Consider the following 15,442-nt stretch of genomic DNA (forward strand, 5'->3'; position numbering starts at 1 on the left):
ATCATTTTTAGTCATTGCGATGTTCCTTTTGTTAATTGTTGATCGGCCAAGATCAATTAACAGGTTACATCGCAATGCTTTATCCTCATACACCAGAAACGACTATAGCTCAATCACTTGTGGTATCAGTTTATCTTTATTACAAGCGGCCACATAATCTAAACTGGCAAAAAATTTCTGTAAAACTTGCTCTATATCCCGAGGCTGTAATTGGTTCTTATCAAAAATCTCGGCCATAAAAGGAAGGTTTTGTTGTTGCTGCTCGTTTTCAAACGGGTAAAGTTCAAGATGCTGATCTTTATACTGAGCAAAATCTAGTTCTTTGGCTAATAAATAATCGAACACTGATAATTCAGGCAAAGTGATTTTACGATGAAAAAATCGCCTCAAATAAGCCTCTGAATTAAATTCACTGCCATAAACCGCTTTAATGGAATGCTGTAGCACCTCAGTATCTGTTGCGACTAAAAAAACACAACCTTGGGTTTCAAAAAAGTGTTTAATGACCTCTAACATTTCTATCGCATAAGTAGGGCGACAGCGATCTAGCTCATCCACCAATACCACTATTGGCGTTTTCAGGCCATATAGTTCGCCTATCAACTTAGATAAAAAAGACAACTGTTCTTTAATCTGCTGCATCGCCTCGATACGATCAAAATATTCCTTTTTAACTGACTTAATTAATTGATTATTCATATCGTCAGCCGAACCTGTAATCACTTTACTTATTTGAGGAGACTGAATAGCAATTAAGGCAAATTCACCGCCTTGTGCAGCGGCAACCCATTGAGCTTGATTAAAAACCGCCGCTGCTGATTTAGTGAACTTTAAGCACAAACCTAATAAGTTAGAGACTTTCTTCAAACACTCCTGAGCATCATTCAGTAATGTGTCATCAGAAGGTGGGGCTTTAAAGATATTCCCTATTTGCTCAATTAATTCACTGCACACCACTGAAAGTGCATCATTTGAAAAATCGCTTTCCCATGCATCAATATAAACAACCGGATGCTCTTGCTCAGCGAGTTCTATGTATAAGCGCCTAAGTAACTCTGTTTTACCCGTCCCCCAACGCCCATCCATGTTAACCACTAAACTATCTGAGCTGTGGGTTAAAAATGAACATAAAAACTTGCCATATTCTTTGCGGTTAGCTTTGCAGGTATCCCAATTATATTTTTTAGACCAATCATTATATTTTTTAGCATGATGACGTTCAGACATCTTATTCCTTTAAGTTTGCAAGTTAACGCAACCATTATAATGATGTTATATAGATTTAAAGTAAATTTAAACAATAGATTGAACTAATTGTGATACACCGTAAAACTGTCAATTTTCGACATTCAACACGCTTGGGGTTTTCGTTCGAGTTTGCGCTGCAAAGTACGCCTATGCATACCTAACTGTCTTGCAGTGGCTGAGACATTACCATTATTACCATTGAGTACTTGTTGAAGATGCTCCCATTCAAGCCGTTTAGGATTAAGCGGCGCTTCATCGATAACTCTAGAGCTCAAAGGCCTCTCACTCTGTAGCAAAGCACTGAGTAACGTTTGGGTATCCACAGGTTTGGCCAAATAATTATCTGCGCCTTGACGAATGGCTTCAACGGCGGTGGCAATACTGGCATACCCCGTCAGTAATACCATCACCACTTGGGGTAAATATTGTCTTAACGGTGAGATCAGTTTGAGACCATTCTCATTTTCAAGCTTCATATCTAATAAAATATGAGTCGGTTTAAATTGACGTGCTTGCAATAGCCCTTGGCTAGCACTATTGCACGTTTGACATTCAAAGCCATGACTGCTTAAGCGACGCTTCAATATCGTCGCTAAAGAAACATCATCTTCTATGATCAATAATTTAGGCATCTCGCTTCGCTCAGTTTTTATTGTTAGCTCCATCTTCATCAAGAGCATTCTGATTTAACACCGACAGAATCGGGAGTTGTACTTCTGCTATCGCTCCACCATCAGCATGATTAGATAATAGCAATCTGCCCCCTAAGCGTTCTAAACTAGCATGACTCAAGAGTAAGGCAATTCCCATGCCGTCGGTACTTTCAAGAATTTGATGCCCTAACTGCTTAATTAAACTCAGAGGAATACCCGCACCATAGTCTCTAATCGCAATCGATAACGTTTGCCTTTTTTCTAAAAGGTGAATAGCGATCTTAACTTGCTGTCTATCAATGCTTTCTTGCACATTTTGGGTTGTAGATCTTGCCGCTAACGCATCGAATTGAGCCTGACTCGCATGAGCGGCATTTTCAACTAAGGCAATTAACACTGGCAATAAACAGGTATCGGCATTAATTTTATCATTGAGATCCACTTCATCATCTAGATCAAAACTGAGTGTAAGCTGAGGTAACCACAAGAGTAATTGTTGTTGTAATCTGTTTATCAACTCAGCCACACTGAATATCACCTGCTTTTGCTGACGGATCGATTCAGTGGCCAGTCTTAAGTCCGCTAATATATGCTCACAGCGTCCTAGTGCCACTTTCATGTCTTCAATAACAACGGGCTTACCAGGTAAAGCATCGCTCACTTCATCGGCCAACAAATGTAAACTCGACAGAGGCGTCGCTAACTGGTGAGCCATTTGCGCTGAAGCCACGCCTAAGGCTAACAATTTTTCTTGTCGTAACTGCGCTTCACGCATCACACCTAATTCGGCTTCTTTTCCACGGATCTTTTGCGCAATAAAAACCACACTAGTCGTTAATACCAGTGAGGAGATAACAAAATTAAACCACATACCGAGATAATGTGAACTCATATTCATAGCATTTTCGGGTTCAAAAAAAATCATCACGCTATAAGCCAAGGTTGACACAAAAGTCAGCCTCCAAGCTGCCCACTGAGGTAACAGTACGGCCGCGACAGCAATAGGCAGTAATAACAAAGAAATAAAGGCATTGGTCGCACCCCCTGAAAAATACAGCCAAGCAATCCAAAATAAGGTATCAAACAGCAAACTCAAGAAAATCGTTTTAGGCCTTAAGTCGTTTTCTTTTCTGAAAAGAAATTGACTTAATAAAAATAGAGTTTCAATCGATAGTACCCAAATTAATTCCGGCCTCTCTAACGATAAACCAAAAGTCTTTGCAGCAAAGAAAGTCAAGCCGATCTTCAGCATTAATCCTAAAGCTCTCAATATGATCAGTTGATCGAATACTTTATCGGGGTGTAATAACGGCCTTAAACTCACTGAAAAGTCCTATGTAATGAAGCGCAGGTGAATGTCACTCAATAACGCAAAGAATATCATTTGTAAGACAATAAATGAGGAAAATTTCAACAAATAGTGAACCATGCAGATATTTAACACTGTTAAGCTATAACTTATACACTAGCAACACGAATATATTACCGCTCGCACCCCGTATTCACCTCTAATTAAAATATGTTCTCGACTCGATAAGCTCGCTGTTCAAGCCTATCAATGGGGGGGAATGACACAGGAAATGATCCATGAAAGATTAGGCTCTGTTGAACTTTGGTGGTTGTTTTTATAGCCGTCTACTGGGTTATTCATATAAGACAGAGCTTGTGTGGTTAAATACCGTTCGAAACGATACCCATCCGTCTAGGTGTTATTGAACGGCTATAAACATCGCGAGAGGCAAAAGTGAAACTCAAACAACCCATAACAACACCCATAATAACATCAATTTTGTGCGATTATATGGAGGCACTGATGGAGCTAAAATAACCGACAATGACATCTGCTCAGAACAAGAACCGAATATCATTGATGCTCGGCATGACCATATTATTTACCAGAAAAGTAATAATCAGTGATCATATCAATTAAATATCATCATGATACTTATCAATTTCGACATCAATAATAAAACAAAAATACAACCAGAGCAAACCATTGGACCAACAAAGCCGTTACCACTTAAAAATAAACCTCACAAACATAAAACCCTTAAATATCATAAGGAAATAAATTAAAAACCTATTTATTGAATAGTTTGAAATGATTTGAAACACAAATCCACTTCTTATTTTTATCATTTTATTTTACTTTATCTCTTACCTTTGGAATAAGCCACCTTTAAGAGCATGAATAAAAAACATATATTAAACACCAATTATGGTGTCATTATAAAAAAATATAAATCTCCCTTACAAGAAGGGCTGTTTAGCCGCATTAATTTACTGAAAGGCTTTGATTTCGGCCCGGTGTTATACCATCAATCTCTTATCGGACTCTTTGAAGATGAAATTTTACCGCATCATAAGATCAGTTTTCATCCCTACCATAGACTTAAAAACAGTCAATATATTAATCATTCTGATAACCCGAGTTGTGTACTGTTTAAAAAAGGAAAAGTCATTCATCTCATCGCAGCAAAACCATTAAGTGAAAACGAAGAAATTACTTTAAACTTTCCTCAAGCCTGTGAGGTTAAAGGAATTCAAATTCCCAAAGAATATAACTACTTGCTTTTTCAAACCGCTAACACGGAAAAATAGCTATATTATAGAATACTCATAGCTACCGTTTAACATGATCTCTTGAACCTTCTCACGCTATCCCAAGTGCAACATTAAGCATAACTCAGAGCATGACGATTTCGTTTTGATACCTGTTTTTTTACTCTGCGGCTATACCATAAATAGAATCCCGTAAAGGCCAGAAATAACGGCATAGCGCCTAAAACAGACCAAAGAACACGAGAAGTTAACCCGGCAAACGTACCAAAATGTAAGTTAATAAAGCTATCTAAGGTTTTGGCCCCCAGACCTGAGCTGCGAATATCCCACTTCACCATAAACTCACCATTAGTACGATCGTAGCTGGCTCCACTGGAATAATCACTCATCAAAGGATTCGCTGTCGGTACCGCCCCTCTAAATGAAATATTCACTCCAGGCTTGTAAGGAAAAACGAGATAAGTTAGCTTAAAACCCTCAATACGCTGCATCGCATCAAGGTTGAGAGCATCAAACGAGATAGCCTGACTGTAACGATGACTTTGTATCACAAAACGCTCTTGTTCATGAGTCTGTGTCACCTCACCCACAAACTCAGCTAGATTCCAATAGCCCCCCGTAATGGCTAAAATAATGAGTACCGGGGATGCGGTGATCCCCACCATTTTATGAAAGTCACTGAAAAAAACCCGCATCTGTTTATCCCAGCGTAAGGTAAAAAAGCGCTTCCAAAATTGACGATAAATAATAATGCCTGAAATACCGAGAAACAATAAAATAACTGCCGAAAGCAAGCCCACAAAGACGCCAGCATCTTTCAATAAAAAGGTGTAATGTAGCTTCACCAACCAATCGGTAAAATAGTGATCGAGCACCACTGGCTGACTGAGCACTGCACCCGTATAAGGGTTTAAATACACTTTAAACCAATCAAACGAGCCTCGCTTGATGACATAGACGGCATCTGCCGTTTGTTTATCATCAAACACCTCCCAAGTCCCCAGTTCATAACCCGGTAATTGAGTATGAATACTGTCAATCAGACTATTCAAGCTTTGACGCTCAGAAGAGACTTGGGTTAATGTAACACTGTCTGGCATTAGCCAAGCATCAATTTCTGGCTTAAAGACAATTATACTGCCCGTAATACTGATCACTAAAATGGGGATCATAGCCAATAATGCGGACCATGAATGTAACTTAAAGAGCTTTTTTTTACTCATCTTACCCACCTCTGCGACTGCTTAACTTATCAGCTTAAAACCGTTCATCGAACGCAACATAACGTCACAATAAACACCCTCTCACAATGCAAAAAAGTGTCTAACAATAAACGTTAGACACCTTATGCTAGAAGCAAGAATCAAGTCATTGCTTTTATAACTTTTTACACTTCATCATACATCTTTAAAAAACGCTTTTAAAAATCATAAGTCAGAGTCGCGATCACCGTTCGACCTTGACCATAAAAACAATCTCCTCGGTTCATACAGGTGGTGATCACTTCTTTATCGGCCACATTTTTCACATTCAATGCAATACTGTAATCGTTATATTGATAACCGATCATAAAGTCAAATAAGGTATAGCTATCAGTCTGGTAAGGCACACCTTCATTGAACACTGGCGTAGTACGCTGTGCTAACGTTAAACCTGTATTCAAAGAATTCGTCACCATGGCATCGGTATCACGGGTTTGTAATAAAAACTCGGTATGACCCACATAACGTGCACCCGCACCAATTTTAAAGCCATCTAATTGCACAGGACGATAAGTCGCCCAAATTGAGGCTTGATTATCAGGGGTGGACTCCAACGGACGCCCGACTAATTCATCTGTGCCTTCTTTCACTTCAGAATCAGTAAAGGCGTAACTGGCATACACATCCACTTGTTCCCATGCAAGCTGGGCTTCTAATTCCACCCCTTTAATATTGACCTTACCAATTTGATCTTGCTGTGTCGGCGTCGCACCTGAAGCCGATGGCACAACATAGTTTTTCTGGTCAATATCATAGGCACTTAAGGTGATTAAATGCTCGGTGCCACGAGGTTGATATTTCACACCTACTTCATACTGCTCACCCTCTAATGGTTTAAGTGATAAACCATCAGGCCCACTACCATTAATCGGCTCAAAAGACTGGCTATAATTCACATAAGGTGAAATACCCACCTCAAACAGATACATTAAGCCTAATCGCCCTGTTACCGCTTCTTGATCGACCCAACCTACATAATCATTTTTCTGCTCGACATAGTCATAGCGCAGCGCACCTGACACAATAACGCGATCAGCAATTTTCATTGAATCTTGTAAGTACACGCCTGTTTGCTTTGCCTCATCTTTAGAGGCAATATCTTGATACCACCAAGTGATATCCGTCGCTGCATTAAAGGCGCTGTAATCTGGCGCATAAGGGTTAATCGTCCCCCCATAACCATAATCATAAACATTTTTATATTCAACATCTTGATAATCAAACCCAAAAACCACTTCATGCTCAATGACGCCAGTATCAAAAATGGCATACAAGCGCGTATCTGAAGTAAAAGCTGTTGCCGTCGCATCACTGGAATATGCCGTACGCGGTAAACTTACATTATCAATCGCTAATGCGGGTGTAAACAGTGAATACATGCTGTCATAATCGGCTTGACTGTCCATGTAACGCATGTTGGTTTGCAAACTCAATACATCATTAAACTCATGTTTAAACATCGCTGTTAATGAATAAGATTCCGTATCATAACGATCAAATTCTGGCTCACTGATAAAAGCGGTGCTGGACAAATCCCCCTGACTTGCAGCAAATGTTTGCCCCGCATACGTCACATCACTTACCGGTACGACGGTGCCTTCATGGGGGTAAAACTGACCTGTGGAACCGGTTTCTAATTTTTGATAATTACCTAACAACGTCATTTCGGTCGAATCTCCCATATAAAAGGTCATCGAAGGCGATAAAATCACAGCATCATCATCAACATAGTCAAATTGTGTGCCGCTATCGCGGATAAGCCCAATCATACGATAAAGCACCGAATCATCACTGTTTAAAGATCCTGTAACATCCGTGGCTAACTGATAACGATCGTTATTACCCACTTCAACATTAATCTGGCCACTGGTTTCAACTTCTGGTAATTTACTGGCTAAATTAATAATCCCGCCTGTTGTGCCTTGGCCATACAATACCGAAGCAGGCCCTTTTATGACTTCAATTCGGCTTAAGCTGTAAGGGTTCATACGCGTATTGTTATAATTACCAAACATAAGTTTTAAGCCATCAAGATAAGTCGTTGGCTCGGCACCTCGAATAGTCGACCAATCACCTCGACTATCATAGCCGTAAGTCCCATTATAAAGACCTGCCACATAACCTAAAGCATCTTGTACTGTCTGCGAACCCAAATCAGTCATCCTCTGCTCTGTAATAACAGAGACAGAAGCGGGTGTTTCAATAATAGGCACATCAGACTTCGAAGCCCCCGCACTATCATAGGCAATTAAACCCGTAGAATTTACGGTAATAATTTCAATTTCATCTTCTTTTTCTAGTGTTGACTCTTCAGCAAAAACACTGCTGCCAAAAAAAATACTCATTGCAATCATTAACTTGGTTAGTTTGACCCCATGATCTACTGCAGACATTTTCATATACCTTAAGTTTATTATTATTTGTGACATCACCAAAATTTCACAATAATAATATTACAAATGATAACTATTCGCAATAATATTAGCAACATTAATTAGACTTTGGTCGCAAACAACAACACAGAAGGAAACATTGAAGCAATATCAATAACCTTATCAATCAAGGTAAACTCATGTAAAAAAAGCATAGCGTTAATCGATACAAACCAGTTAACGCCTAAGTATCATGTCACGCTTTTGACTAACGAATGACGCACCAGCGTTAACCTATCTTTGCCATATTGAACCAAGAAGGTCGCCAGCATAAACACTGGAATGAGTGTCATAACACCTTGCATTGAAAAAGTTTGATAGCCGAATATCCCCATCCCCCAACAAATCAATACCCATTGAATAATGTACAGGGAAGTCACTCTTTTAGAGCAATATTGAAGCAGTGCGTAAAAACGATTGGGTCGAGTATGACGAATGATCCAATCTATCCCCCAATAAGCAAAAGCAGTAAAGCCCATTAAGTAAATTGCGCCACCAGGGCCTAAATGAAAGAAATCAGCAAAATGATAATCAACGTTATCAAAACATAAACCCGCACCAATGATCATCATGGCCACACCCGAATAGCCTAGGCTTCGATATAAAAAGGCTTGGTCATAGTTTTTTTCTTTATAAGCCATACCGATAAAGAGTCCAAAAAGTACACAAGACATCCAAGGGAAAAGCGGAAAATACACGTTATATTGATCGCCCCAAAGCAAATCTAACAAATAATCTACACCGGTAATATCTAGCCTAAAACCACTCACCCATTTACTGGTTGTGATCAGCAGCAAAGCCAGTGCAAAAATGCCCCATTTGTTTTTAATAACATGACCAATGATGGCAATAAAAATTAATGATAAACCCGCAAGCTGTAAAATGTCTCCAGTCAACAATAAATAATTAAATTGAGATAACGATAAAGGCGAAGACCATGAATACGCTTCGATGAAATTTTCAGGCATGGTATTAAAAACCGCTATCGGCACGACAAATTTAAGCCCATTCATCATGTAACCTAACCCTAAGGTATAAAGGCCTCGCTTGATGGTGCCGAGAACCGATTGATCTCTAGAAAGTACATAAGAGATCCCCATCGCCACTAAAAAGGCCGCCGTCCCCTTACCTAAAATATGAATGACAGTACCAAACACTGTCCCCCCTTGTGTGGCAACATCACCATACATCCATAACGTATGCACCATGATCATCACGATCACACTCAGTCCTCTCGCGACATCAATAGCCTGCAGCCTATTTGATTGATGTTCCATCATTGCTCCCCTTACTTTCTTAGGTCGTTAGTTTCACTATTCAATTAACGACTCTTATTATTTATTTCACTTTGACATTGCACCACTTACATTCAATGACACAACTTGATACAGATTTACACAGTAATTTACGACTATCCCTAAGCGCATTGTTAAATTAAAAAAGCCCTACAACATTTAAAATGGAAGTTTTTTAAAGAGATCACATCAAGAGAAATAACCAAATCCAAGCGCCAACATCAACTTAGTTCACGGATATAATGTGACTTTATTCGCTCCATCCGTATTGCCTTACACTGCTTTGAGCAAGTACGACAAAGATCATCAGGATCGCGTAAATAATGCATACAACAGGCAATACGATCGAGTCCTAAAATCTGTTGTTTGGCATTAATGTCGATTAGCATTAATTGGCTTTGTGAAGACAAACCTAATGCAGTAAGCCAAGACTCCGACCAGGCTAACACCTGCTGATTGGTGATTGGTAATATCGCCGTTAATCGACTTAACGCAGACAACACGCTATCGGCGATCAATCGATACGCATTCCGCCTAGGGACTTTGGCAATACTTGATAACGTTTGATAATAGCCTTCATACAAGGTTTTTAATCTTGCTGCCGCAGTTTGGATCAATTCATCTTGATGACCAACACCTACTTCATCACAGCTAAAAAAGTAACCATAAATACTGCCGTTCTGCGCATGTTGTACAAGGTTCCCCAACATGGGGGCCATCTTTAATCCATGCACACAAAGCACACTCAGAAACACCGGTTGCCAATACATTAAGCTCCAAGTCCGCGTCGCCGCGTAAACCTTCCCCGCTTGAGGATATTGTTCACGATGATATTCATACAAAGCGCGCAATAAAAACGCGTCAGCATCTGCCGATAACAACACATCCTTTTCTACAGGTGCCTGATAACACAATGCAGCATGCAACTGAGGTGATAAACGTGTTAATGCATCGATGGTACTCAATTCGCTGCTCTCTTATCAAATATGAAACGACCCGACATGAACGACTCACAAAAAATGTGAATCGTTCTCTATGCTAATTAAGCTAATTTCAAGATTTAAATTGAGCAATAGGATTATCCAGTTGACCAAAAAATTGAAAACTTTCGACGGGATTTTCCAAGTCTAACATTTGCTTATTATTCTTTAATTGTAAACGGTTTAAGCAACAAAGATCAAAGCGTTCAGAAAACAAATCATGTTTTTCAAATTTAGCCTTCAGCTCAGGATTCGCCGCTTGATACCCATGAAGACATTCAGCGACTAAGCGCCAGAATACCTGCTCAGAATAGCCACTCTGTTCAACGAGAATCGCTGACATATAACGGAAGAAACAATCAAACACATCGGTAAAAATAGACAATACTTCTAACTCTTCAGACATCTTAATAGAGATGCGTTTCACATCTTCATCCAATTCGATATCGGTATTGAATAAACAAATTTCCTCACCGATATCTTTCATGATGGCTTTAAAAGGCACATTATTGTCAAACTGTAAGATCACATTCTCGCCATGAGGCATAAACACTAAACTGTGCTGATAATAGCAATGTAATAGCGGCGTGAGATACACATCAAAATAGCGCATTAACCATTCATCAGTCGACACCCCCGAAGAAGCAATCAATGCAGGCAACAATGCATCACCATTTGGATCAATATGTAATAGAGATGCCATTGTCATCAAACGTTGGTTGTCTTTTAATCGTGACATTGGACTTTCACGCCACAATGCTGCCAACATTTTCTTATAGGGACTGTCTTTAATCACCTCATTTTCATAATAAGGATTGCGATAACCCACAGCCGCCACTTCTCTTAAAATACTAAAGCCTTTCGACTGTAAATAGTCATCTTGATTAACAAGCTTATTCACCCAATCATTAATCGCTGGCGTGGTCCGCATATAATAAGCCGATAAACCACGCATGAAGCCCATATTTAATACCGATAACGCGGTTTTAACGTAACGCTTATGACTGTGGCTAATGTTAAAGAAAGTCCGAATAGATTGCTGCGCCAAATAAGCATCATCACCGTAACCCAAGCAAATTAAGTCGCCACAAGCAATATCAGGAGAAAATACCGTCGCAAGCTTGTTATACCACTGCCAAGGATGTACAGGTATCAACAAGTAATCATCAGGATCACGACCTTTATCTGCAATCATTTTATCGAACTGATCTAACGTCGCTCTGTCCATCTCCTCGCTCAGTAACGTCTCATAATCCAGATCATGCGCCGATGAGAAATGCGCGCGGCGTTTATGAGCCGCTAAATAAATAAGCTGCACTGGCGCCGCGGCTTCTGGTGCATAAGCACGATAATCGATGGCATCAAAACCAATACGACCATTATTAGCAATAAACGACGGATGACCTTCATTCATCGCCGTCTCAACTTGTTGAAAGTCTGCTTGAGTCAGCTCTTTAGACGTTAAGCCGTCTTTGGTATATTTATAAGCACTGCCACACAAGGTACTGCTTATTTCTTCCATATAAGTCGGCAATTTATCAAGATCAATATTCAAACTTTGGCAAAACTCAATGATGAATAATAATGAATCCAAGTCAGATACGGCATCATGAATACGCTTTTCAATAGAATTCTCATCGATCAGCCAGTGTGCTAAGGCAAGCTTTTTTGCTTTAAAATAATAACTGACTCCGGTTTGATCAGCATCCAGTTGATACAATCCCCAATCCCCTGATCTGGGGTTATCCTCTGATACTAAAAACGGCGTGATCACTTGTTCATGCGCAAGCTCAGCAATGCATTTTTTCACATGTAAACGATTCACCAACGCCCAGACTGTTGGCTCAATGGCACTGACCGCAAGTTCAGGTTGGGATTGAAGGCTTGCAGTACTGGCAGACTTACTCATGTCAAATGTCTCTTTATAAATGGCATTATTAAATTGCTCTCGGGTGCAGAAACCGAGATAAGCGGTCTTTTCACCTAACTGGATCAAACGCTCGTGCGCAAAACCGGCGCGTTTATTCAAACGTAAAATTTTCTCATTGCGATGATTTGGTTCAACAACGACTCTTTTGGCGTTAAAGACGGAAAAAAGACAATCCATTACTGAACAAAATACTTCGAAAGTAAAACCAGATATAGGCTGTTCAGCAGGAGCAATAAGTATATGCATGCCGAGATCGCCTTCCTCAACATCGTAATGCTGCCCAAGAACATCTTTTTTGGGATTATATATTTCAATTAAAAATTGCGGTTTTTTATCAATACACCCTAAATAAACTTGGCAGTCTTGATCTACTTTCCCTTCATATTCTTGAATAACCTGCTCTAAACTTTGTCCCTGCATTTCCCAATATTTTGCATACGGTAAGTTTACCCAATGATGAACTAAGCTTAAGTCCTCTGGCACTTGCAAATCGCGAATTTCAATTTGCCCAATACCTTCGACATCTCGAAAATAATGAGTGTTTAACTGTGCCATTTTATCCCCTTAACCTATAATTATTATTTAATAACAATGCACTACGACTTACATAAAATAAGTCATATGGAATTTGGTTTTATTTTATTACTGAAAATATATTATTTAAATTTTGCTAATGGATTTTTTAATTTACCTTGAAACTGTAATGCTTCAGCTGGGTCCGTTAAGCTGACCATTTCAAAATTATTTCTTAATTGAAGTCTATTTAAACAAGATAAAGAAAAATCTGTTTTAAAAATATCATGTTTCTCGAATCTAGAAGATAACTCAGGAAACTTAGATTGATATTCACGAATACAATTAGCCACTAAAGACCAAAAGTAGTCATCTTTAACATTCATATGTTCAAACAAAATAGCGGTTAAGTGCCTAAAGAAGCCATCAAAGACATCAATAAATATTGACAGTATTTCCAATTCCTCTGGTAAAGCAATAGATAATTTACTTACTGGCTCATCCAACTCTAAATCAGAATTTAACAGATAAGCTTCTTCACCTGTATCCTTCATAATACATTTGACAGGAATATTATTTTTCATAACTAAAATAATATTCTCACCATGAGGCATAAAGACTAGCTTATGCTGATAAAAACAATGCAATAATGGTGCTAAATAAACATCTAAATAATGAGTTAACCACTCTTCTAACTCCAATGGAGAATCTTCAATAATTAGCGGTAATAAAGCATCGCCTTTTACATCAACATGAAGTAATGCAGCCATAGTTAACGCTTTTTCATCAGTCTCTATTAAATGTGCGGGACTTTCTCTCCATAGAGCTGATAGCATTTTTTTATAAGGACTTGAATCTTTAAAATCATAATTATAAACACAGCTTTTATAACCAACAGCAGCAACTTCCCTTAACATATAAAAGTTTTTTTGATTTAGATATTCATCATTACTAACAACACCATAAAGCCAATCATTTATTTTAGGTAAACTTGACATATCATGGGCAAACAAACCACGAATATAACCCATATTTAAAATTGATAAAGCCGTCTTCACATAATGTCGTTGAGGTACCGTATTATTATACATTGTCCTAATTGATTGCTGCGCAAGATATTGATCAGAACTCCTACCTAAATAAATTAAATCCCCTACAGCTAAATCAGAAGAAAATACATTGACGACTTTGTTGTACCATTGCCAAGGATGTATAGGAATGAAGATGAAGTTTTCATTAGAATGACCTAGCTCAACTAATCTTTGTTCAAATTTTTCACGAATATCGGTATCAAGCTCATTATGAATGAGCTTTTGGTAACTTAACTCTTCTATAGAAGAAAAAAATACTTTATCCTTTTTTGCAGCAAGATAAATTAACTCTACTTCTTCTCCGGCCTCAGGTGAATAATGATGATAATCAATGGCATCAAACCCAATGCGACCATTATTTGCAATAAAAGATGGATGGCCCTCATTCATTGCTGATTCTATTTTTTGTAAGTCAGCATTAACAAGCTCTGCAGATGAGAAGCTTATTTTAGTGTATTTATAAGCGCTACTATACAAAGTACTGCTAATTTCTTCCAGATAGGTCGCTAAGTTAGCTTCCGCTATATCTAAGCTTTTCCTAAACTCAATAATAAAAAGTAATGAATCTAGAGGAACCCATTCATCATTTTTTCTTTTTTCAATGGTTTCACTATCAATAAACCAATGATCTAAGGCTAACTTTTTAGCTTTAAAAACATAACTGATCCCAGACTCATCTGCATCCAGTTGGTAACAACCCCACTCTTGTGCTTCATGATTATCTTCACTCAATAAGAGTGGAGTAATGATTCTCTCATGCGCCAATTCTGCTATGCATTTCTTAACATGCAATTGATTGACTAATGTCCATGTATCTTTATCAATTGCACTCAAAGCATAATCAGCATCATTGCGCTCTGAAAAGCGCTGAGTTAATGGGTTCATAATAAATTTTCCTTTGATAATTGCTGATAAAATGCTTCACGATAACAGAAGCCTAAAAATGATTTTTTATGTTCCAGATAAATAACCTTATCGAAACTAAAACCGACACGAACACTTAATTTATGCATTTTTTCATTACGATGATCAGGTTCAATTACAACCCTTAACGCTTTAAAATGGCTAAATAAAAACTCCAGCACAGAGCAAAGAACAAAAAGCGTAAAGTGATGCACTGATTTTTTAGGAGGTGCAACCAAAATATGTAACCCAACATCACCATCAAGCACATTATAATGTTTACTTAATGGATCCTTTTTAGGGTCATAAACTTCAATTAAAAACTGAGGTTCATTGTCTAACCATCCTATAAAAACTTGAATGCCACTCTCAATGATGTTCGAATATTCTTCTATAACTTGCTGCTTACTTTTTCCTTGTAATCCCCAAAATTCAGCATAAGGTAAATTAACCCATTCATAAATATGTGCTAAATCTTCAGGGAATCGTATCGACTGGATACAAAATCGCCCTACACCTTCAAAAGACTGAGAATAATGATTCATTTTAAGTAACCTATGTTAAATAACGAGT

At 38.4% G+C, this 15,442-nt stretch carries 11 protein-coding genes; 1 reads left to right on the forward strand and 10 read right to left on the reverse strand.

Translation table 11 applies throughout. From position 1 onward, the window contains the following. Positions 1-102: 102 nt before the first annotated feature. From L2764_RS13170 to L2764_RS13180, 3 genes are all read right to left on the reverse strand, one after another. On the reverse strand, positions 103-1,227 hold the full coding sequence (locus L2764_RS13170) for a KAP family P-loop NTPase fold protein (protein ID WP_248940720.1): 1,125 nt from the start codon (positions 1,225-1,227) through the stop codon (positions 103-105). Between the two features lie 122 nt (positions 1,228-1,349). Next, positions 1,350-1,880 carry a response regulator transcription factor gene (locus tag L2764_RS13175; RefSeq protein WP_248940721.1) on the reverse strand — a complete coding sequence of 177 codons (531 nt, stop codon included), beginning with the start codon at positions 1,878-1,880 and terminating at the stop codon, positions 1,350-1,352. Between the two features lie 10 nt (positions 1,881-1,890). Next, positions 1,891-3,225: a sensor histidine kinase gene (locus L2764_RS13180; RefSeq protein ID WP_248940722.1), complete on the reverse strand. Its 1,335-nt coding sequence runs from the start codon at positions 3,223-3,225 to the stop codon at positions 1,891-1,893. A gap of 863 nt (positions 3,226-4,088) precedes the next feature. On the opposite strand from L2764_RS13180, the gene L2764_RS13185 reads away from it, so the two are divergent. Further along, on the forward strand, positions 4,089-4,502 hold the full coding sequence (locus L2764_RS13185; protein WP_248940723.1) for an SET domain-containing protein-lysine N-methyltransferase: 414 nt from the start codon (positions 4,089-4,091) through the stop codon (positions 4,500-4,502). Positions 4,503-4,576: 74 nt separating this feature from the next. Here the strand turns inward: L2764_RS13185 and L2764_RS13190 are convergent, their stop codons facing one another. The 7 genes from L2764_RS13190 to L2764_RS13225 form a co-directional block, all read right to left on the reverse strand. After that, positions 4,577-5,686 carry a PepSY-associated TM helix domain-containing protein gene (locus tag L2764_RS13190; protein WP_248940724.1) on the reverse strand — a complete coding sequence of 370 codons (1,110 nt, stop codon included), beginning with the start codon at positions 5,684-5,686 and terminating at the stop codon, positions 4,577-4,579. 197 nt (positions 5,687-5,883) lie between these two features. Beyond that, positions 5,884-8,118: a TonB-dependent siderophore receptor gene (locus tag L2764_RS13195; RefSeq protein ID WP_248940725.1), complete on the reverse strand. Its 2,235-nt coding sequence runs from the start codon at positions 8,116-8,118 to the stop codon at positions 5,884-5,886. 230 nt (positions 8,119-8,348) lie between these two features. After that, positions 8,349-9,437 carry a heparan-alpha-glucosaminide N-acetyltransferase domain-containing protein gene (locus L2764_RS13200; RefSeq protein WP_248940726.1) on the reverse strand — a complete coding sequence of 363 codons (1,089 nt, stop codon included), beginning with the start codon at positions 9,435-9,437 and terminating at the stop codon, positions 8,349-8,351. 236 nt (positions 9,438-9,673) lie between these two features. Continuing rightward, a complete protein-coding gene (locus L2764_RS13205) occupies positions 9,674-10,417 on the reverse strand; it encodes a siderophore ferric iron reductase (RefSeq protein ID WP_248940727.1) in 744 nt (247 codons plus the stop codon). 88 nt (positions 10,418-10,505) lie between these two features. Continuing rightward, the gene (locus L2764_RS13210) at positions 10,506-12,917 is read right to left on the reverse strand and encodes a GNAT family N-acetyltransferase (RefSeq protein WP_283106999.1); all 2,412 of its coding nucleotides are present in this window, start codon (positions 12,915-12,917) and stop codon (positions 10,506-10,508) included. Between the two features lie 101 nt (positions 12,918-13,018). Beyond that, positions 13,019-14,851: an IucA/IucC family protein gene (locus tag L2764_RS13220; protein WP_248940728.1), complete on the reverse strand. Its 1,833-nt coding sequence runs from the start codon at positions 14,849-14,851 to the stop codon at positions 13,019-13,021. After that, complete coding sequence (locus L2764_RS13225) at positions 14,848-15,414, reverse strand: GNAT family N-acetyltransferase (RefSeq protein ID WP_248940729.1); 567 nt, start codon at positions 15,412-15,414, stop codon at positions 14,848-14,850. Before L2764_RS13225 ends, L2764_RS13220 begins: the two co-directional genes overlap by 4 nt. Positions 15,415-15,442 lie beyond the last annotated feature (28 nt).

The organism is Shewanella surugensis (assembly GCF_023284005.1).
GTDB lineage: Bacteria > Pseudomonadota > Gammaproteobacteria > Enterobacterales > Shewanellaceae > Shewanella > Shewanella surugensis.